General features: G+C 57.5%; 18 protein-coding genes and 2 tRNA genes. 1 reads left to right on the forward strand and 19 read right to left on the reverse strand.

All coding sequences use genetic code 11. From position 1 onward, the window contains the following. Positions 1–2: 2 nt before the first annotated feature. From rbfA to rlmE, 12 genes are all read right to left on the reverse strand, one after another. Entirely contained in the window at positions 3–392 is a 390-nt protein-coding gene (gene rbfA / locus EA797_RS12820; RefSeq protein ID WP_122166311.1) for a 30S ribosome-binding factor RbfA, read from the reverse strand. Between the two features lie 115 nt (positions 393–507). Further along, positions 508–3,003 carry a translation initiation factor IF-2 gene (gene infB, locus EA797_RS12825; RefSeq protein WP_122165719.1) on the reverse strand — a complete coding sequence of 832 codons (2,496 nt, stop codon included), beginning with the start codon at positions 3,001–3,003 and terminating at the stop codon, positions 508–510. Between the two features lie 28 nt (positions 3,004–3,031). Further along, entirely contained in the window at positions 3,032–4,513 is a 1,482-nt protein-coding gene (gene nusA, locus EA797_RS12830) for a transcription termination factor NusA (protein WP_122165721.1), read from the reverse strand. 48 nt (positions 4,514–4,561) lie between these two features. Beyond that, positions 4,562–5,020 (reverse strand): ribosome maturation factor RimP, encoded by a 459-nt coding sequence (rimP, locus tag EA797_RS12835; RefSeq protein ID WP_122165723.1) that lies wholly within the window; start codon positions 5,018–5,020, stop codon positions 4,562–4,564. 128 nt (positions 5,021–5,148) lie between these two features. Then, positions 5,149–5,225: transfer RNA gene (locus EA797_RS12840), tRNA-Met, on the reverse strand. Between the two features lie 91 nt (positions 5,226–5,316). Then, a tRNA-Leu gene (locus EA797_RS12845) sits at positions 5,317–5,402 on the reverse strand. An 11-nt stretch (positions 5,403–5,413) separates the two neighbouring features. Next, the gene (gene secG / locus EA797_RS12850) at positions 5,414–5,794 is read right to left on the reverse strand and encodes a preprotein translocase subunit SecG (protein ID WP_122165725.1); all 381 of its coding nucleotides are present in this window, start codon (positions 5,792–5,794) and stop codon (positions 5,414–5,416) included. A gap of 4 nt (positions 5,795–5,798) precedes the next feature. Next, positions 5,799–6,554: a triose-phosphate isomerase gene (gene tpiA, locus EA797_RS12855; RefSeq protein ID WP_122165727.1), complete on the reverse strand. Its 756-nt coding sequence runs from the start codon at positions 6,552–6,554 to the stop codon at positions 5,799–5,801. Positions 6,555–6,620: 66 nt separating this feature from the next. After that, on the reverse strand, positions 6,621–7,958 hold the full coding sequence (gene glmM, locus EA797_RS12860; RefSeq protein WP_122165729.1) for a phosphoglucosamine mutase: 1,338 nt from the start codon (positions 7,956–7,958) through the stop codon (positions 6,621–6,623). Positions 7,959–7,966: 8 nt separating this feature from the next. After that, positions 7,967–8,818, reverse strand: coding sequence for a dihydropteroate synthase (gene folP / locus EA797_RS12865; RefSeq protein ID WP_122165731.1), 852 nt, complete (start codon positions 8,816–8,818; stop codon positions 7,967–7,969). Between the two features lie 16 nt (positions 8,819–8,834). Continuing rightward, positions 8,835–10,745: an ATP-dependent zinc metalloprotease FtsH gene (gene ftsH, locus EA797_RS12870; protein WP_122166313.1), complete on the reverse strand. Its 1,911-nt coding sequence runs from the start codon at positions 10,743–10,745 to the stop codon at positions 8,835–8,837. 190 nt (positions 10,746–10,935) lie between these two features. Continuing rightward, positions 10,936–11,586 carry a 23S rRNA (uridine(2552)-2'-O)-methyltransferase RlmE gene (gene rlmE / locus EA797_RS12875; RefSeq protein WP_122165732.1) on the reverse strand — a complete coding sequence of 217 codons (651 nt, stop codon included), beginning with the start codon at positions 11,584–11,586 and terminating at the stop codon, positions 10,936–10,938. An 81-nt stretch (positions 11,587–11,667) separates the two neighbouring features. On the opposite strand from rlmE, the gene EA797_RS12880 reads away from it, so the two are divergent. After that, a complete protein-coding gene (locus EA797_RS12880; protein WP_122165734.1) occupies positions 11,668–11,979 on the forward strand; it encodes a YhbY family RNA-binding protein in 312 nt (103 codons plus the stop codon). A 20-nt stretch (positions 11,980–11,999) separates the two neighbouring features. On the opposite strand, the gene EA797_RS12885 is transcribed toward EA797_RS12880, so the two are convergent. The 7 genes from EA797_RS12885 to dnaK all read right to left on the reverse strand — a co-directional run bounded on the left by EA797_RS12885 (position 12,000) and on the right by dnaK (position 21,548). Next, entirely contained in the window at positions 12,000–12,401 is a 402-nt protein-coding gene (locus EA797_RS12885) for a DUF4149 domain-containing protein (RefSeq protein WP_122165736.1), read from the reverse strand. A 10-nt stretch (positions 12,402–12,411) separates the two neighbouring features. Further along, a complete protein-coding gene (greA, locus tag EA797_RS12890) occupies positions 12,412–12,888 on the reverse strand; it encodes a transcription elongation factor GreA (protein WP_122165738.1) in 477 nt (158 codons plus the stop codon). Further along, entirely contained in the window at positions 12,885–16,106 is a 3,222-nt protein-coding gene (gene carB / locus EA797_RS12895; RefSeq protein WP_122165740.1) for a carbamoyl-phosphate synthase large subunit, read from the reverse strand. Before carB ends, greA begins: the two co-directional genes overlap by 4 nt. Before the next feature lie 30 nt (positions 16,107–16,136). Beyond that, positions 16,137–17,285 (reverse strand): glutamine-hydrolyzing carbamoyl-phosphate synthase small subunit, encoded by a 1,149-nt coding sequence (carA, locus tag EA797_RS12900; protein WP_122165742.1) that lies wholly within the window; start codon positions 17,283–17,285, stop codon positions 16,137–16,139. Positions 17,286–17,475: 190 nt separating this feature from the next. Continuing rightward, a complete protein-coding gene (dapB, locus tag EA797_RS12905; protein WP_122165744.1) occupies positions 17,476–18,282 on the reverse strand; it encodes a 4-hydroxy-tetrahydrodipicolinate reductase in 807 nt (268 codons plus the stop codon). A 69-nt stretch (positions 18,283–18,351) separates the two neighbouring features. After that, entirely contained in the window at positions 18,352–19,479 is a 1,128-nt protein-coding gene (gene dnaJ / locus EA797_RS12910) for a molecular chaperone DnaJ (RefSeq protein WP_122165746.1), read from the reverse strand. Positions 19,480–19,634: 155 nt separating this feature from the next. Then, on the reverse strand, positions 19,635–21,548 hold the full coding sequence (gene dnaK, locus EA797_RS12915; protein ID WP_122165748.1) for a molecular chaperone DnaK: 1,914 nt from the start codon (positions 21,546–21,548) through the stop codon (positions 19,635–19,637). Between the last annotated feature and the right edge of the window lie 56 nt (positions 21,549–21,604).

Here is a 21,604-nt window from a genome sequence, read left to right on the forward strand (position 1 = left end):
CCTTACTCTCCAAGATCGTCGCTGTGCTTGCGGTCTTCAGCTACCGCTCGCTCGATGAGCGACGTCAGCTCGACACCACGACGCACACTGGCGTCATAGTTGAAATGCAGCTGTGGCACGGTACGCAACTTCATCGCCTTACCCAGCTGCATCCGCAGGAAACCACCGGCATCGTTGAGGATTCGGAGATTGCCCTTGACCGCATCTTCATCGTCATCCTTGCCCATGACCGTGATGAAAATCTTGGCGTGAGAAAGATCACGACTGACTTCAACTGCGGTGATGGTTATCAGGCCCAGACGGGGATCTTTCACTTCACGCTGAATGAGCTGCGCCAATTCGCGCTGCATCTGGTCGCCGATACGCTGGGTACGGCTGAATTCTTTGGCCATGAAATCTGCCTTGAGCAGCAAGCTGCTGATTTGAAAAACTCGTACTGCAAAGGCAAACGGCAAGCTTCCAGGATCTCTCCTGAAAGCTTGCCGCCGATTAGCCTAACAGCTGCTGTTAGAGCGAACGCGCCACTTCGACTTTCTCGAATACTTCGATCTTGTCGCCAGCTTTGACGTCGTTGTAACTCTTCACTGCGATACCGCACTCCATGCCGGCACGCACTTCCGCGACGTCATCCTTGAAGCGGCGCAGGGATTCAAGCTCACCTTCGAAGATGACCACGTCATCACGCAGGACACGAATTGGGCGGTTGCGATGCACCATACCCTCAGTGACCATGCAGCCTGCCACGGCTCCGAATTTCGGTGAACGGAACACGTCGCGCACTTCGGCGATGCCAAGAATGTTCTCTCGAACATCGCTGCCCAGCATGCCGGTCAGCGCTTTCTTGACGTCTTCGATGATGTCGTAGATCACGTTGTAGTAACGCAGATCCAGACCTTCCTGCTCGACGATCTTGCGCGCACCAGCATCGGCACGGACGTTGAAGCCGAACAGCACGGCATTGGATGCTAGCGCCAGGTTGGCATCACTCTCGGTGATACCACCAACACCGCCCCCGATCACACGTACCTGAACTTCATCGTTACCCAGGCCGCCGAGCGAACCCTGCAAAGCCTCGAGCGAACCGCGAACGTCGGATTTGAGGACAATATTGAGCGTCTTCTTCTCTTCCTGGCCCATGTTCTCGAAGATGTTTTCTAGCTTGCCGGCATGTGCACGGGCCAGTTTCACTTCGCGGAACTTGCCTTGACGGAACAAGGCCACTTCGCGTGCCTTCTTCTCGTCAGCCAGAACGCTGAGCTCGTCGCCTGCGTCCGGCGTACCGTCGAGGCCAAGAATCTCGACCGGGATCGACGGACCAGCTTCCTTGATCGGCTTGCCGTTCTCGTCGAGCATCGCGCGGATACGGCCGTAGTTGGAGCCGACCAGCGCCATGTCACCCTGACGCAAAGTACCATCCTGCACGAGTACTGTAGCGACCGGGCCGCGACCTTTATCCAAACGCGACTCAACTACAACACCACGGCCAGGAGCCGACGGCGTAGCGGTGAGCTCGAGGATCTCGGCCTGCAACAGAACCGCTTCGAGCAGATCGTCCACACCCGTACCCATTTTTGCGGATACAGACACGAATGGCGTATCACCGCCCCACTCTTCAGACGTAACTTCGTGAACAGACAACTCGCTGCGGATCCGATCCAGATCAGCGCCAGGCTTATCGATCTTGTTCACGGCAACCACCAGCGGAACACCAGCAGCCTTGGCATGCTGGATCGCCTCGATGGTCTGCGGCATCACGCCGTCATCGGCTGCCACCACCAGGATGACGATATCGGTCGCCTGAGCACCACGGGCACGCATAGCGGTAAACGCCGCGTGACCCGGGGTATCGAGGAACGTCACCATGCCGCGATCGGTTTCCACATGGTAGGCACCGATATGCTGGGTGATGCCGCCCGCTTCGCCGGCAGCAACTTTGGCGCGACGAATGTAGTCGAGCAGCGACGTCTTACCGTGGTCGACATGACCCATCACAGTCACAACCGGTGCACGAGTAATAGCCTCACCTTCGAACTTCAACAGCTCGGCCAGCTGCTCTTCAAGGGCATTGTCACTGACCAGCTTGACCTTGTGGCCGAGCTCTTCGGCGATCAGCTGCGCTGTTTCCTGATCGAGTACCTGATTGATGGTCACCGGGGTGCCCATCTTGAACATGAACTTGATCACTTCGGCTGCTTTAACCGACATCTGCTGAGCCAAATCGCCAACCGTGATGGTTTCGCCAATGGCGACTTCACGAACGATCGGGCCAGTCGGGCTCTGGAAGCCATGCGCGTTGCGCTTCTTCAGCTTCGATTTGCCACGTCCACCGCGACGGAATCCATCAGCGTCATCATCACCGCTACGTACGGTGCGCGACAGCGGCGCTTTAGCCTTCAGGGAAGGACGATGCTGAGCCTGTTTGCGATCACGACGTTCGTCGTCATCACTTCGGGCCTTGTCAGGACGACGCGGTTCATCCTTCTTGCGATCCTCGACAGGCGCGGCAGGAGCAACCGGTACGGGCTCAGGCGCAACAGCGGCAACAGGCTCTGGGGACGCGGTAGGCGGAGTTTCCGCCTTGGTCGCTTCGGCCTGGCGGCGAGCTTCTTCCTCGGCGCGCAGCCGTTCTTCTTCAGCCGCCTTCTGACGAGCAGCTTCCTCAGCGGCGCGCTGCTCTTCCAGCTCGCGTTGCTTCTCTGCTTCGATCTCATCAGGGCTGCGCTTGACGAAAGTCTTCTTCTTGCGCACTTCAACGCTGATGGTCTTGCTACCACCGACCTTAAGCTTGGTCGTGGTCTTGCGCTGCAATGTGATCTTGCGCGGCTCGTCCACCTTGGCGCCGTGGCTGCTCTTAAGGTGCGCCAACAGGGCCTGCTTTTCGTTATCGGTCACTACTTGCTCGGCGCTGGTGTGCGACAGTCCTGCCTCACGCATCTGCTGTAGCAGTCGCTCGACCGGTGTGTCGACCACCTGGGCCAGTTCTTTCACCGTGACTTGCGTCATGCATCTCTCTCCTCAGGCCGCTAATTACTTACTCGAACCAATGGGCTCGGGCGGCCATGATCAGCTTGCCGGCACGCTCTTGATCTATGCCGTCTATGTCGAGCAGGTCGTCAATCGACTGCTCGGCCAGGTCTTCGCGGGTGATGACACCTCGCATTGCCAACTCGACCGCCAGTTCCTTGTCCATGCCTTCCAACGCGAGCAAATCCTCGGCTGGCTGGGCGTCTGCCAGTTTTTCTTCCGTTGCGATCGCTTTAGTCAGTAAACGATCTTTAGCGCGGGTTCTCAGCTCATTGACGATATCTTCGTCGAAGCCTTCAATGCCGAGCATTTCCTCCATTGGGACGTAGGCGATCTCTTCGAGTGAAGTAAAACCTTCCTCGACCAGTACTTGTGCCAGTTCTTCATCGACATCCAGCTCTTCGATGAAATTGCGCAGAATGTCGCCAGTTTCTTCTTGCTGCTTGCTCTGAATATCCGCTTCGGTCATTACGTTCAGTGTCCAGCCGGTCAACTGGCTGGCGAGGCGAACGTTCTGGCCACCACGTCCGATGGCCTGAGCGAGGTTATCTTCGCCGACCGCGATGTCCATTGCATGGGCATCTTCATCAACGATGATCGCGGCCACTTCTGCAGGTGCCATTGCGTTAATGACGAACTGCGCCGGGTTCTCATCCCAGAGGACGATATCCACACGCTCACCGCCGATCTCGCCCGATACCGCCTGCACGCGAGAGCCGCGCATACCAATACAGGCACCCTGCGGGTCGATTCGCTTGTCCTTCGAGCGCACCGCGATCTTGGCGCGTGAGCCCGGATCCCGTGAGGCAGCCATCACTTCGATAAGACCTTCGGCAATTTCCGGCACTTCAATGCGGAATAGCTCGATGAGCATCTGCGGCGCCGTACGCGAAAGAATCAGCTGGGGGCCGCGATTCTCCGTACGAATTTCCTTGAGCAGCGCACGTACCCGAGCACCGACGCGGAAGGTCTCGCGAGCGATGATGTCTTCGCGGGCCAGTAGTGCTTCGGCATTGTTTCCCAGATCAACGATCACGCTGTCACGGGTCACTTTCTTCACGGTGCCGGAAATGATTTCACCGAGCCGATCACGATAAGCCTCGACGACCTGGGCACGCTCAGCCTCGCGGACTTTTTGCACGATGACTTGCTTGGCAGTCTGTGCCGCGATCCGACCGAACTCGATGGAGTCGATCTTTTCTTCGAGCACGTCACCAACCTTGGCGTCGGCTTCTTGAGCTTGCTTCATGTCAGTGGTTAGCTGATGAGCCGGATCGTCGAAATCCTCTTCCTCGACCACGGTCCAGCGGCGGAAGGTCTCATAGCTACCATTCTGCCGATTAATCTCGACCCGCAGGTCCACTTCATCCTCGAAGCGCTTTTTGGTAGCAGTGGCTAGAGCCAGCTCCAACGCTTCGAAGATCACACCGGCCGGTACGCCTTTTTCGTTGGATACCGACTCCACAACCAGCAGTACTTCTTTGCTCATCGTACGCCTCGCCTATCGCAATCCATTGGGGTCCGCGGGATCCGCGATTCACTCAAAACGGGGGATTATGTTGGTCTTGTCGATCATGTCGATTGGCAACAGATATTCGTGATCATCGACCAGCACCACCACATCTTGCTCCTCGATCCCGCGCAAAAGACCTTGGAAATTACGCCGACCTTCGAAGGGCGAGCGCAGCTTAATTTTGACCTGTTCGCCGACGTGCGCCTTGTACTGCTCTAGTGTGAACAGTGGCCGATCCATCCCTGGTGAAGACACTTCAAGCGTGTAATCAGAGCTGATCGGATCTTCGACGTCGAGAATGCCACTGAGTTGACGGCTAACCTTTTCGCAATCGTCGACAAGGATCCCATTGGGATGATCGATATAGACGCGTAATAAGGAATGCCGGCCCTGTGAAATGAATTCGATGCCCCAGCACTGATAGCCAAGCGCCTCGACTACTGGGGCCAACAAGGCCTGCAACTGTTCTAGCTTGCTCGACATTGAAGTCCCTCGTGCATGCCGTACAAATGAAAAATGGGCGAAACGCCCATCCATGATGATCGCCTGTAAATGCCGGCGACCTGGCTTGAAGCTAATAAAAAGCCCCTCAACAGGGGCTTTTCATCAACTGGTTGCGGGGGCTGGATTTGAACCAACGACCTTCGGGTTATGAGCCCGACGAGCTACCAGACTGCTCCACCCCGCGTCAAACTGGGCACGAATTATACGACCGCACCTAAACCAGGTCAACCCAAACACTAAAAACAAGAAAGCCCGCATCTGCGGGCCTGCTTGTTTGGTACCGAGGAGGGGACTCGAACCCCTACAGCCTATGGCCACTACCACCTCAAGGTAGCGTGTCTACCAATTCCACCACCTCGGCAAAAACCTTGACTACTGAACCTCTACGTCAGGCACTTCGTCTGTCGCTGCTCCAGACGGAGCAGACTCCAAAACCGGTACATCTTCAACAGCTGGCTTAGCAGCTGGCACTTCCAGGACAGCCGGGTTAGGCAGGCCTGCTTGTGACATTTGATCGGCCTGGCGGGTTGCGAAAAACGCAAGCCCCAAACTGGTCACGAAAAAAACGCCGGCAAGTATAGCAGTAAATCGACTGAGAAAGGTAGAGGAACCTTGGCTTCCGAATACAGTGGCCGAAGCACCCGAACCAAAGGAAGCACCCGCATCAGCCCCTTTACCCTGCTGCAGCAACACCAGTACAACCACACCAATGGCAACTAGCAGATGCACCACAATCACAACAGTCTGCAACATCTGATCAGTTCCCTGCGGCGCGACAAATCGCACCGAAATCATTCGCTTTCAGAGAGGCACCACCGATCAGCCCCCCATCGATATCCGCCATCCCAAACAGCTCAGCGGCGTTCTCAGCCTTTACGCTACCGCCATAGAGGAGACGAATGCCATCAGCGATCCGCTGATCCTCACTAGCGAGCTGCGCCCTGATAGCCGCGTGCACTTCCTGGGCCTGCTGGGGCGACGCCGTAAGACCGGACCCAATCGCCCAGACCGGCTCATATGCCACAACCGCGCGCCCGAAGGCTTGAACACCAGCTTGAGCCAACACATGAGCCAGCTGGCGCGCTACCACTTCAACAGTTTTTCCAGCTTGACGCTGCTCAAGCGTTTCACCGACACACAGCACCGGAGTCAACCCGCACTCCAATGCTGAAACAAATTTCTTACTCACAACATCATCGCTTTCGCCAAATATCAGACGACGCTCCGAGTGTCCTACCAGGACCCATTCACAACCTGAATCAAGTAACTGCGTTGCGGACTCTTCGCCAGTAAATGCGCCAAATCCAACATCTGCTGCGCAGTCCTGCGCACCTACATCAATTGCAGCACCATTCAGACCATCCACCACTTGCATCACATGCAGAGCGCAGGGAAACACAACCACTTCAACCGATGTAGGCATATCCTGCATACGAAGCGACTCGGTTAGCTCAGCGACGCTAGCGCGGGTACCGTTCATCTTCCAGTTACCAGCTACCAGTGGGCGACGCATGCCGTACCTCGTCGGTCAAAGTGGGCGCAGATGGTACTCAACGAAAACAGCTCTGGCAAGCGCGAATCACGCACAAACTTCAGTAACCGCATTCGCAAGCTCTTCAGCGTACAGGCGAACCTGTTTTTCATCATCGCCTTCGACCATGACCCGAACTAACGGCTCTGTGCCAGACTTACGCAGCAATACTCGCCCGCGCCCTGCCATCCGCTCACTCACACTGTCGCAAACCGCTTTTACTTGGGGATGAGAGATCGGATCCTGGCTACCGCTGAAGCGCACATTGATCAGAATCTGCGGACATTTCTTCCAGGCCATGCGCTCATGGGCAAGATTCTGCCCCCGCCGCCTCAATGCAAGAACAACCTGCAACGCCGCGATGATTGCGTCCCCGGTGGAGACATGCTGCGCGCAGACGATGTGCCCAGAATTTTCCCCACCAAGCACCCAGGCTCGCTCAAGCATTTCAGCCATCACATAGCGATCGCCAACCTTGGCGCGCACGAACGGTATGTCGCGGGCCTGAAGCGCCAGCTCCAAGCCCAGGTTGCTCATCAATGTGCCGACAACCCCTCCCGCGAGACGATCCTGGTCCTGCAGATCAGTTGCAATGATGTATAGCAGTTCGTCGCCATCCACCTGTGCACCGGTATGGTCAACCATCATTACCCGATCCCCATCACCGTCAAAGGCAATACCAAGATCGGCACCATGATCGATAACAGCCTTCTGCAGCTGCGCGACATGCGTCGACCCCACTTCGGCGTTGATGTTCAACCCGTCCGGTTGTGCGCCAATAACCACAACCTCAGCGCCGAGCTCTCGAAACACACTTGGCGCAACCTTGTAAGTGGCACCATGAGCGCAATCCAGAACGATTTTCATACCGGAAAAGTCGGTACTGGTCGGCACGCTGCTCTTGCAGAACTCGATGTAGCGACCGGCGGCATCATTGATTCGTGATGCTTTGCCAAGCTGCGCAGACTCAACTACTGTCATCGGAGCGTCCAAGAGCTCTTCGATCATCAGCTCTACTTCATCTGGCAGTTTTGTTCCCCGGCCAGAGAAAAACTTGATGCCATTATCGTAATGAGGATTATGCGATGCACTGATGACAATGCCGGCGTCGGCGTGAAACGTGCGCGTCAGATAGGCAACCGCCGGAGTCGGCATTGGGCCCAGCAGCAGCACATCGGCACCTGCCGCTGAAAGCCCGGCCTGCAAGGCGGACTCGAACATATAACCCGATATGCGAGTGTCTTTGCCGATCAGGATTCGACATTTGCCGTGCTTGCGAAATGCCATTCCTGCGGCCCAGCCGAGCTTGAGCATGAACTCTGGCGTGATTGGAAACTGGCCAACATGCCCCCGAATGCCATCCGTACCGAAATACTTTCTACCCATCAAAATTCCTATTCGGCCGCTTGAACTGCGGCGATCATTCGAACCACATCAACCGTTTCGGCCACGTCGTGCACCCTGATGATGGAGGCGCCTTTGGCGACAGCAAGGGCCGCCAGGCCGAGACTTCCGCTTAGCCGGTGAGCAACCTCACGCTGCAGCGTTTGGCCGATGATACTCTTACGTGAAACACCGATCAGCAATGGACGCCCCAACTGGTGTAGCTGCTCCATGTGCTTGAAGAGGCTTAGATTGTGCGCCAGCGTCTTGGCAAACCCAAATCCCGGATCCAGCAGCACCCTGTCATTAGGGATACCTGCAGCAGCGCATGCCTCAAGTCTTTCGCGAAGAAAATTCGAAACTTCGCGCGTTACATTTTCATAGCTGGGGTCTTTCTGCATGTCGCCGGGCTCACCGACCATATGCATCAAGCACACCGGCAGCCCTGAGGCGGAGGCAGCATCTAGAGCGCCATCTCGTGAAAGTGAACGAACGTCATTGATTAACCCCGCGCCTAGACGCGCAGCCTCTCGCATCACCGAAGGCGTCGACGTATCGACTGAAATGATTACATCAAGCTCCCGAGCGATCGCTTCGACGACGGGCGCGACGCGCTCCAACTCCTCCACCGGAGCAATCGAGCGAGCCCCTGGCCGGGTGGATTCCCCGCCTATATCAACAAGCGTGGCGCCTGCTGCGAGCATGGCTTCAGCATGACGCAGCGCCGCATCGACATCGACAAACCGACCGCCATCTGAGAAAGAATCAGGAGTGACATTGAGGATGCCCATTACATGCGGGCGCGATAAATCAAGAACCCGGCTGCCACATGGCAGCCGGGTCTGGTCAAACATTCCAGTCATCTAACGCCGCCCCGGCTCAATGCTCGCCAGCGGGACCACCGATCGGTGTCTGTGGACGCCCGCCTTCGGGCTGAACCGGAGTTCCGGTAGGGCCGGAGCCGTCCTGCCAATCTCTAGGTTCGCGGGGCGTACGACCCGCCATGATGTCATCGATCTGATCAGCATCGATGGTCTCGTATTTCATCAACGTTTCGGCCATGAGATCAAGCTTGTCTCGGTTGTCAGCCAGGATCTGTTTGGCAGTGCCATAGCATTGGTCGATGATGCTACGGACCTCCTGATCGATCAGCTTGGCTGTGTCACCGGAGACGTTAGCGTGCTGGCTACCAGCACTGCGCCCAAGGAACACCTCGCCTTCTTCCTCCGCATACATCAAAGGACCCAGCTTTTCCGACAGGCCCCACTTTGTGACCATGTTACGGGCCAACTGAGTGGCGCGCATGATGTCGTTGGATGCTCCAGTGGTAACCCCTTCGAATCCGAGGGTCATCTCTTCGGCGATACGCCCACCAAAGAGGGAACAGATCTGGCTGATCAATGCTCGCTTGGAAAGGCTGTAGCGATCTTCCTCAGGGAGGAACATGGTCACGCCTAGAGCCCTTCCGCGCGGGATGATCGACACCTTGTAGACCGGATCATGCTCAGGTACAACGCGTCCAACGATGGCATGGCCGGCTTCGTGGTAAGCAGTGTTGAGCCGCTCCTTATCAGACATAACCATCGACTTGCGCTCTGCGCCCATCATGATCTTGTCCTTCGCCAGCTCGAACTCCTTCATTTCGACCACGCGCTTACCTGCCCGCGCAGCGAACAAGGAGGCTTCGTTGACCAGGTTCGCCAGGTCAGCACCGGAGAAGCCAGGCGTTCCACGCGCGATGAGCGCCGGCTCAACTGTATCGCCAAGGGGAACCTTGCGCATGTGAACCTTGAGAATCTGCTCGCGACCGCGAATGTCAGGCAGGCCAACCACGACTTGGCGGTCGAAACGACCAGGGCGCAGAAGCGCTGGATCCAGAACATCCGGGCGGTTGGTCGCAGCAATGACGATGATGCCGTCATTCATCTCGAAGCCGTCCATCTCAACCAGAAGCTGGTTCAGCGTCTGCTCACGTTCGTCATGCCCGCCGCCAAGGCCGGCACCACGATGACGCCCGACGGCGTCAATCTCGTCGATGAAGATGATGCATGGCGCGTGCTTCTTTGCCTGTTCGAACATGTCCCGTACACGGCTCGCGCCAACCCCGACAAACATCTCGACGAAATCGGAACCAGAGATCGTGAAGAATGGAACCTTGGCCTCACCCGCTACCGCCTTCGCCAACAAGGTCTTACCCGTGCCTGGCGAACCTACCATCAGCACGCCGCGCGGAATGCGGCCGCCTAAACGCTGGAACTTGCCCGGATCTCGAAGAAATTCCACCAGTTCGGTGACTTCTTCCTTGGCCTCGTCACAGCCCGCAACATCGGCGAAGGTTGTCTTGACCTGATCTTCCGAAAGCAGACGCGCCTTGCTCTTGCCGAAACTCATCGGCCCGCCTTTTCCACCAGCTCCGCCCTGCATCTGCCGCATGAAGAACATGAAGACTGCAATGATCACCAGGATCGGGAAGCTGGCCACCAACAGCTGAGTCCAGATGCTCTGCTGTTCAGGCTGCTTTCCTTCAATAACCACATTGTTATTGATTAGGTCTCCGATCAACCCATTATCCTGGATAGCCGGGCGTACCGTTTTGAAGCTCTCGCCGTCGCTTCGCTTTCCGGTAATAACGAACCCATCGACGGTCACCCGCTCGACGCGTCCCTCTTTGACCTGCTCGATGAAATCCGAGTAGTTGAGCGACTGCGGTTCAGTCGGGCTGGAAAAGTTGTTCATCACCGTCACCAGGACAGCGGCAATGATCAACCAAAGAATCAGGTTTTTCGCCATGTCGTTCAATTCACTACCCTCTAGAGCAGGCGCGTAGTCGGGAGCCTGCATGACGGCCGATGGTTCGGTCTCGGCCTAAATTACTACACAACGTCGCTGAACGCGCAGCTTGGTCTGTAACCCGATATGAAACAGCCTAGACCGTAAATCCGGTCGCGGCAGCGGTGGGCTCGTTAAAATCGCATGTTCGTTATGACCGCGGAAGATCCATGTCGTTGCCGTCACCTCGGTAGCCACGCGCCAGCAAATATTGCTCGCGAGAACGATCCCTCGATGACAATGGTTTGCGCATCTGCACCTTGTCGAAATTCTGACGTACATCCTTCAAATAGGCATCAAAGCCATCGCCCTGAAAGACCTTGATCAGGAAATCGCCGCCAGGACGCAAGACACGCATTGCCAGATCCAACGCCAACTCGCACAGGAACATTGCGCGCGCCTGGTCCGCCACCTTCACCCCACTCATATTGGGGGCCATATCGGAAATCACAAGGTCAACCCGCGTGCCTCCGATTGCCTGGAGGATTTCAGAGAAGACTTCGTCTTCGGTGAAGTCCCCGAGCACGAAGGTCACATCAGCGATACTGTCCATAGGCAGGATGTCAGACGCAATCAGACGGCCCCGATCGCCGATGACACGACTTGTGACCTGTGACCAGCCCCCCGGAGCGGCCCCTAGGTCCACCACTGTCATGCCGGGGCGCAAGATTCGATCCTTTTCCTGAATCTCGAGCAGCTTGTAGCTAGCGCGAGATCGATAGCCGTCTCGCTGCGCCATCTTCACATAAGGGTCGTCAAAGTGTTCTTTAAGCCAACGCGGGCTGGTCTTGGAGCGTGCCAAGCTGATACCTCATCTGTGCGGCTCAAGGCGTGTCAGTTACACTAGCCGACGTTTTCAGGGTTCTGACGCAAGGGTCGAATTATGCCGCTCACTAACGAGCAGAAGAAACAGTACAAATCCATCGGCCATCATTTGAAGCCGGTGTTGATCGTGTCGGAGAACGGCCTGACTGAAGGTGTGCAGGCAGAACTGGAGCGCGCCTTGAGCGATCACGAGTTGATCAAGGTCCAGCTGCGGATTACCGAGCGTGATGATCGGCGGGCGCTAATGGAAGAGCTGTGCAAGATCGGAAGCTGCGAGCTGGTCCAGTCCATCGGCAAAATGGCCCTTATCTATCGCAAGAATCCGAAGGTCAACAAGCAGCTCTCCAACGTTCATCGCTTTCAGGCATAAGCTTTCGCAAGTATCGCGAATCATGGCCGCTCTCGCCCGGGAGTGGCCTGCACTACCAAAACCAGCCCACATAGACCGATAACCAGGTAACTGAACACCAGCCAATACGGTGACTCAACAACACCTGCACCGACTGCCAAATGACTTGCCGCCAGCAGCAGTACTGTCAGCAAAAGCTGACCGCGCAGGTCCTCCCACAAGCTACGCAGACCGCCGAGCTGAACCAGCACCAAAGCCTGTAGTGCGACGCAGAATGCAGCGAAGCCCACCAGTAGCGGCCGAAGACTGTTACCTATCTCGTCGATAAGCATAGGCGCAAGGCCGATCTTAGCGAGCGCGGGAAGCATTACGAACTGAAGCAGCCAAAGGCCGCCGACCCAGAATGTCTGGGCCAGCTGCCAACTTATGGTTCCAGCACGCATCGCCTGACGCTTAGAGATGGCGAACCTCAACGATCTCGAATTCGACCAATCCGCTCGGCGTTTTCACTACCGCAACGTCACCCTCTTCCTTACCGATCAGAGCGCGAGCTATCGGCGAGCCTACCGAGATCTTGCCCAGCTTGATCTCCGCTTCGTCTTCGCCAACGATTTGATAGGTGACGCGCTCATCGGTCTCGACGTTAGCTATCTCGACCGTCGTCCCAAAGATCACTTTGCCAGTGTGTGGAATGCTACTGACATCAATGATTTGCGCGTTCTGCAAACGCCCCTCGATGTCACGAATTCGCGCTTCGACCATACCCTGCTGTTCACGGGCGGCATGGTACTCGGCGTTTTCCTTCAGATCGCCCAGCTCGCGCGCTACGCCGATATCGTGACTGAGCTTGGGACGAAGCACCTTGGTCAGATGGTGGAGCTCCTCTTCCAGAGCGCGAGCACCCTGGACCGTCATTGGGTACTTAGTCATGCCTTGATTCCTGCATGGAGATCCTGCAAACGGCGCACGGTCTTCTCGGGACCGTATTTCAGCGCCTCACAGATTGCCTGCCCACCAGCCAACGTGGTGGTGCAGCAGATCTTGTGCTGCAGTGCGTTACGACGGATCGAGTAGGAATCAGCGATCGACTGACGCCCCTCGGTTGTGTTGATAATCAGGGTTACTTCATCGTTCTTGATCATGTCCACTACATGTGGACGGCCTTCGGTCACCTTGTTGACCCTGCGGACTGGCAGGCCTGCGGCCTCGATGATCTTGGCCGTACCCGCAGTGCCCACCACCTCGAAGCCGAGTTCGATGAGGTCACGCGCGACCTGAGCCACATGCGGCTTGTCATCGTCACGTACGCTGATGAAAGCGCAGCCGCTGTTTGGCAGAATCTCGCTGGCGCCTAACTGCGCTTTGGCAAATGCCTCAGCGAAGCTGTCACCGACTCCCATCACTTCACCGGTGGATTTCATTTCCGGCCCAAGAATCGGATCAACGCCTGGGAACTTGGCGAAAGGGAAAACTGCTTCTTTCACGCTGTAGAAGTTTGGAATGATTTCCTCGGTCAATCCGGCTTCGGCCAGTGTCTTGCCCGCCATGACTCGCGCAGCAATCATCGCCAGAGACACACCAATGCACTTGGAGACGAATGGAACGGTACGCGAGGCGCGCGGGTTAACTTCGATGACGAAGATATCTTCTCCCTGCACAGCCATCTGCACGTTCATCAAGCCGACAACGCCGAGCTCCAAGGCCATTTTCTTGACCTGGTCACGAATTTCGTCCTGGATATGCGCCGGGAGCGAGTAAGGTGGCAGCGAGCAAGCAGAGTCACCCGAGTGAACGCCTGCCTGTTCGATGTGCTGCATGATCGCGCCAATCACTACGTGCTCGCCGTCGCATACAGCGTCGATGTCGACCTCGATAGCGCAGTTGAGGAAGTGGTCAAGAAGAACCGGACTGTCATTCGAGACCTTGACCGCCTCACGCATGTAGCGGCGCAATTCTTCTTCCTGGTAGACGATTTCCATCGCCCGACCACCAAGCACGTAAGAAGGACGAACCACCAACGGATATCCAATAACTTTGGATGCCGCCAGCGCTTCTTCTTCGCTCCGAGCCGTTGCGTTTGGCGGCTGACGCAGGTTCAGCCGCTCAACCATTTGCTGGAACCGCTCGCGATCCTCTGCCCTGTCGATAGCATCCGGACTGGTGCCAATGATCGGCACGCCGGCCTCCTCCAATGCACGCGCAAGTTTCAGCGGCGTCTGGCCACCGTACTGCACGATCACGCCCTTCGGCTGCTCCACCCGTACGATCTCGAGAACGTCTTCAAGTGTTACCGGCTCGAAGTACAGACGATCCGACGTGTCGTAGTCAGTCGAGACGGTTTCCGGGTTGCAGTTGACCATGATGGTCTCATAGCCATCATCCCGCATCGCCAACGCGGCATGTACGCAGCAGTAATCGAATTCGATGCCTTGACCGATCCGGTTGGGACCGCCGCCGAGAATCATGATCTTGTCACGGTTGGACGGATTAGCCTCGCACTCCTCCTCGTAGGTTGAATACATGTAGGCCGTATCCGTGGCGAACTCGGCCGCGCAGGTGTCGACGCGCTTATAGACCGGCAGGACCTTGAGCTTGTGACGATGAGCGCGCAGGTTCTTTTCGGTAACGCCGAGCAGCTTGGCCAGCCGGGCATCGGAGAAGCCCTTGCGCTTGAGCTTGTACATGACGTCGCGATCGATGCTGGATAGACCCATGGTCTTGATCCGCTCTTCTTCCTTGATCAAATCCTCGATCTGAACCAGGAACCACTCATCGATACGCGTCAGGTCGAACACTTCTTCGACCGTTTTGCCTGCACGGAATGCATCGGCGAGATACCAGATACGGTCTGCACCAGGGACGGTAAGCTCGCGCTTGAGCGTGCTCTCGCTTTCCGGATCAGCCAGATCGAGCTTCGGATCGAAGCCGGACACACCAACTTCCAGACCACGCAGCGCTTTCTGCATTGATTCCTGGAAGGTACGCCCGATTGCCATGACCTCGCCGACAGATTTCATCTGGGTAGTCAGACGGGCATCGGCTTTGGGAAATTTCTCGAAAGCAAAACGGGGGATCTTGGTGACGACGTAGTCGATAGCCGGTTCGAAAGAGGCCGGCGTACGACCACCGGTGATGTCGTTCTGCAGCTCGTCGAGGGTGTAACCCACAGCAAGCTTTGCCGCGATCTTGGCGATCGGGAAACCGGTGGCCTTGGAAGCCAGGGCAGACGACCGCGAAACACGTGGATTCATCTCGATCACGACCATGCGGCCGGTGTCCGGGCAGATCCCGAACTGCACATTGGATCCGCCGGTCTCGACGCCGATTTCGCGCAGCACCGCCAGCGAGGCGTTACGCAGAATCTGGTATTCCTTGTCGGTGAGGGTTTGCGCCGGAGCAACGGTGATGGAGTCACCAGTGTGCACGCCCATGGGGTCGAAGTTTTCGATGGCGCAGACGATGATGCAGTTGTCCTTCTTGTCACGGACCACCTCCATCTCGTATTCCTTCCAGCCGATCAACGACTCGTCGATCAGCAGCTCGCTGGTCGGCGAAAGATCAAGGCCACGGGCACAGATCTCTTCGAACTCTTCACGGTTGTAAGCAATGCCGCCACCGGTGCCGCCCATGGTGAACGAAGGCCGAATGATGCACGGGAAACCAACCTTCTCCAGAACACCGTAGGCTTCGTCCATGTTGTGGGCGATGCCGGAAACCGGGCAGGCCAGACCGATGTTCTTCATGGCCTTGTCGAAGCGCGAACGATCTTCTGCCTTATCGATGGTGTCGGCGTTGGCTCCGATCATCTCGACGCCGAATTTTTCGAGTACACCGTGTTTTTCAAGGTCCAGGGCACAATTGAGCGCTGTCTGGCCGCCCATGGTGGGCAACAGCGCGTCCGGACGCTCCTTCTCGATGATCTTGGCTACGGTGGCCCACTTGATCGGCTCGATGTAAGTAGCGTCGGCCATGGCCGGATCGGTCATGATGGTGGCAGGGTTGGAGTTGACCAGAATGACGCGGAACCCTTCCTCACGCAGCGCCTTGCACGCCTGAGCGCCGGAGTAATCGAACTCGCACGCCTGGCCGATTACGATCGGGCCAGCGCCGAGGATCAGAATGCTTTTGATGTCTGTACGTTTTGGCATGGTCTCTCTCGAATTCTGTGCTCGGCGGGCTTAGCGGCGCTTGGCCATGGCGTCGATGAAGCGATCAAATAGCGGCGCCACATCGTGTGGGCCGGGGCTCGCTTCTGGATGGCCCTGGAAACTGAAAGCGACTTTGTCCGTGCGCTCGATTCCTTGCAGCGTCCCATCGAACAGCGACTTGTGCGTTGCGCGAAGATTGCTAGGCAGGGTGGCCTCGTCCACAGCGAAACCGTGGTTCTGGCTGGTGATCATCACCACACCCGTGTCCAGATCCTGTACTGGATGGTTGGCGCCGTGGTGGCCGTTAGGCATCTTCACTGTCTTGGCACCCGAGGCCAGTGCCAGCAACTGGTGCCCGAGACAGATACCGAATACCGGGACCTCAGTCTCAAGCACTTCCTGAATCGCCTTGATTGCATAATCACAAGGCTCCGGATCCCCCGGACCGTTGGCCAGGAAGATCCCATCCGGGTTCAGGGCCAGCGCTTCGCTTGCGGTCGACTGCGCAGGGAGCACAGTGATGCGGCAGCCGCGGGCGACCAGCATGCGCAGGATGTTGTATTTCACCCCATAGTCGAAAGCGACGACATGATAAGGCAGCTCGCTGGCAGGGATTTCAGCGTGGCCGTCGTCCTTAAGACACCACACCGTGGAGCGCCATTCGTATGCTTCCTTGACGCTGACTTCCTTCGCCAGATCCATCCCTTTCAGTCCGGGAAAGCTCCGCGCCAGCTCCAGCGCCTTCTCCTCGGTGGCGTCAGCTCCTGCCAAAATGCAACCATCCTGAGCACCCTTTTCCCTCAGAATTCGCGTCAACCGGCGAGTATCGATACCGGCGATCGCAACGGTGCCATTGGATTTGAGGTAATCAGGAAGGGATTGCTTCTCACGCCAGTTGCTCGAAGTGAGCGGCAGATCGCGGATCACAAGGCCCGCCGCCCAAATTTTCCACGACTCAGCGTCTTCTGGGGTGGTCCCAGTGTTGCCGACATGGGGGTAAGTGAGGGTGACGATTTGCTTGGCGTAGGAAGGATCGGTGAGGATTTCCTGATAGCCGGTCATGGCGGTATTGAACACCACCTCACCAACGGTTTGCCCATCGGCGCCGATGGATTCGCCGCGAAAGATACTGCCATCGGCAAGAGCCAAAATGGCTGGCGTAGGGGCTGGCTTAGTCAAGAGACCTCCCAAAGATCAAGGCTGAAGCAGGCGCAGATTGTAAAAAAGCGGGATGACGTGTGAAGGTCATCCCGCTTTTTATTTGAGTCATTTCTGCGCAACTTTTAGTGGACACACTAAAACGGGAAGCTTACAGAAAACGACTTTTGAGGTCTAGCCGAAATCAGCCCACACGCCAGTCCAAGCCGATTTAGCGCAGCCCTAACACGTCCTGCATGTCGTAAAGCCCCGGCGGCTGCTGTTCCAACCACATCGCAGCGCGCACGGCGCCTTTTGCAAAGGTCATGCGACTGGAGGCCTTGTGGGTAATCTCGACGCGCTCACCCTCGGCCGCAAAAAGCACCGTATGGTCACCAACCACATCACCGGCACGTACCGTCGCGAATCCGATGGTCTCCCGCGCGCGCGCCCCGGTCTGCCCTTCGCGCCCGTACACCGCGACCTTCTGCAGATCCCGGCCAAGCGCTTCAGCCACTACCTCCCCCATGCGCAATGCCGTACCCGAAGGCGCATCGACTTTATGACGATGGTGAGCTTCGATGATCTCGATATCCACCTCATCTCCGAGAACCCTGGCGGCCGTGTCGAGCAGCTTGAGGCAGAGGTTAACCCCCACGCTGAAATTGGCGGCGAATACGACAGGGATATCCCGCGCGGCAGCCGCGAGCTTTTCCTTTTCCTCAACTGAAAACCCGGTGGTCCCGATGACCATGGCCTTGCCAGCCCGACGGCACACGTCAAGGTTCTTCAGCGTGACGGATGGATGAGTAAAGTCGATCAGCACATCAAACTCTTCCACGACTCTTGCCACATCACCAATCAAGGGGACGCCCAGGCGGCCGATCGCTGCCAGCTCGCCAGCGTCAGCCCCAACCAGCGTACTGTCCGGACGGTCGATTGCTGCAGTCAGCCCAGCAGCCCCGCCTGTCTGCTGAACCGCCTCGACCAGGGTCTTACCCATGCGCCCGGCGGCGCCCATCACTGCTATACGTCGCATAGAAACAGCTCCAAACTGCAAGCCTCACGCTGCAGCGGCGCTGGTGCGCCGCGTGCAACCCGCGCTGGATTAAAGGTCGCCGAAGAAGCGCTTCATGCCCTCGAACCACCCGCTGGCTTTGGGCGAATGGGAGCTGTCACTTTGCAAGGTCTTGCGGAACTCGTCGAGCAGCTCGCGTTGACGCTTGCCGAGATTGACCGGCGTCTCCACCGCAACCCGACACAGCAGATCACCTGCCGCCCCACCGCGAACCGGGGCCACACCCTTGCCACGCAGACGGAACTGTTTGCCCGTCTGAGTTCCTTCCGGAATCTTCAGCTTGACCCGACCATCGAGGGTCGGCACTTCAAGCTCGCCGCCCAAAGCCGCATCGGCGAAGCTGATCGGTACTTCGCAATACAGATGCTTGCCGTCACGCTGGAAGATGGGGTGCTCGCGTACGTTGACGACCACATACAGGTCGCCTGCAGGCCCACCCTGAGCACCCGCCTCGCCTTCGCCGGTAAGACGGATACGGTCGCCTGTATCAACGCCTGGCGGCACCTTGACCGACAAGGTTTTCTGCTCTTCGACCCGACCTTGGCCGTGGCAGCTGCCGCAGGGATCAGAGATCATCTTGCCGCTACCATGGCAACGCGGACAGGTCTGCTGTACCGAGAAGAAGCCCTGCTGCATTCGCACCTGACCAATACCGCCACAGGTGGTACATGTCACAGGGCTGGTACCTTTCTTGGCGCCAGACCCATCACACGTCTTGCACTCCACCAGGGTGGGCACGCGAATGGTCACGGTGGTGCCGCGCACCGCCTCTTCAAGATCCAGCTCCAAGGTGTAACGCAGGTCACTACCGCGCTGCGCACCGCCGCGGGAGCTGCCCCGCCCACCAGCAAAGAAGTCACTGAAAACGTCGCCGAAGATATCGGAGAAGTTTGCACCGCCGTATGCGGCACCAGCACCGGCGCCCATCTGCGGATCGACACCGGCATGACCGTACTGGTCGTAGGCCTGACGCTTGCTCGCGTCCGACAGCACTTCATAAGCCTCATTGGCTTCCTTGAAAGCGTCTTCGGCGGCTTTGTCTCCGGGATTACGGTCCGGATGATGCTTCATCGCAAGGCGGCGATAAGCTTTTTTCAGCTCCGCCTCGCTGGCGCCACGCTCGACACCCAGCACTTCGTAATAATCACGTTTGGCCATAAATTTCCTGAACCTTCAATTCGTACCCTCCAGACGCGCCGACGCGGGAGCAAGCCCCCGCGCGGCAGTCACACCCGTGGCGGCAATGCCGCCAGGCGTTTGAGCAAAAGCAACAGTCATCGAGTGACCGCGGCTCTGGAGGCATAAGCCGCGGCTTATTTGTTGTCCTTGACCTCTTCGAACTCAGCGTCGACAACGTCGTCACCAGCCTGCCCGCCATTGTCAGCCTGCTGGCCTTCGCCACCTTGAGGCTGCTCGGCGTACATCTTCTGCGCCAGCGGCGTGGAAGCCTGGGAAACCGCAGCAATCTTGGCTTCGATCTCGGCCTTGTCGTCGCCCTTGATCGCAACTTCCAATTCGCCAATCGCTTTCTCGATGTTGGCCTTGTCTTCTTCGGTAGCCTTGTCGCCGGCTTCGGTCAGCATCTTGCGGGTCGCGTGGACTAACTGATCGCCCTGGTTACGTGCAGTGACCAGCTCTTCGAACTTGCGGTCTTCCTCGGCGTTGGCCTCAGCGTCACGCACCATCTGCTCGATCTCTTCTTCGGACAGACCGGAGTTGGCCTTGATCACGATGGACTGGTGCTTGCCGGTGGCCTTGTCCTTCGCTGATACGTGGAGGATGCCGTTGGCATCGATGTCGAAAGTAACCTCGATCTGCGGCACGCCACGCGGAGCCGGCGGAATCTCGGCCAGATCGAAACGACCCAGCGACTTGTTCTGCCCCGCCTGCTTACGCTCACCCTGCAGCACATGAATGGTCACTGCGCTCTGGTTGTCGTCAGCGGTGGAGAACACCTGCGACTTCTTGGTCGGGATGGTGGTGTTCTTTTCGATCAATGCAGTCATCACACCGCCCATGGTTTCGATACCCAGGGTCAGCGGGGAGACGTCGAGCAGCAGTACGTCCTTGACGTCACCGGCCAGAACGGCACCCTGAATGGCGGCACCCATGGCGACCGCTTCGTCCGGGTTCACGTCCTTGCGCGCTTCCTTACCGAAGAACTCCGCAACCTTCTGCTGCACAAGCGGCATGCGAGTCTGGCCACCGACCAGGATCACGTCGTCGATCTTCGACGCATCGATACCGGCGTCCTTCATTGCCATGCGGCAAGGCTCGATAGTGCGCTGCACCAGATCCTCGACCAGCGCTTCCAGCTTGGCACGAGAGATTTTCACATTCAGGTGCTTTGGACCTGTCGCGTCTGCAGTTATGTATGGCAGGTTGACGTCGGTCTGCTGGCTGGAAGAAAGCTCGATCTTGGCTTTCTCAGCGGCTTCCTTCAGGCGCTGCATAGCCAGCGGATCACCCTTGAGGTTCATGCCGCTTTCTTTCTTGAACTCATCCACGAGGTAGTCGATCAGACGAATGTCGAAGTCCTCACCACCGAGGAAGGTGTCGCCATTGGTGGCCAACACTTCGAACTGGTGCTCACCGTCGACTTCAGCGATCTCGATCACCGAGACGTCGAAAGTACCGCCGCCCAGGTCATAGACGATGACAGTGTGATCGCCCTTGGCTTTATCCATGCCATACGCCAACGCAGCCGCTGTCGGCTCGTTGATGATGCGCTTGACGTCCAGACCGGCGATACGGCCCGCGTCCTTGGTAGCCTGACGCTGACTGTCGTTGAAATAGGCCGGAACGGTGATGACCGCTTCGGTAACTGGCTCGCCGAGATAGTCTTCGGCGGTCTTCTTCATTTTCTTCAAGATCTCGGCAGAGATCTGTGGCGGCGCCATCTTCTGGCCGCTCACCTCAACCCAGGCGTCGCTGTTGTCAGCCTTGACGATCTTGTAAGGGACCATCTGTATGTCTTTCTGCACGACTTCTTCGTCGAAACGACGGCCGATCAGACGCTTAACGGCATACAACGTATTGTGCGGGTTGGTCACCGCCTGACGCTTGGCCGACTGGCCGACCAGGATCTCGCCATCATTGGCGTACGCGATGATCGACGGCGTGGTGCGACCGCCTTCGGCGTTCTCGATCACCTTGGCCTTGCCGTTTTCCAGGATGGAGACACAGGAGTTGGTCGTTCCCAGGTCGATACCGATAATCTTGCCCATATGCTTCTCTCCGAACTTTGATTGGTCCGCGCCTGTTTACCGGCTGCGGGTAACAC

The organism is Stutzerimonas zhaodongensis, assembly GCF_003696365.1.
Taxonomy (GTDB): Bacteria; Pseudomonadota; Gammaproteobacteria; order Pseudomonadales; family Pseudomonadaceae; genus Stutzerimonas; species Stutzerimonas zhaodongensis.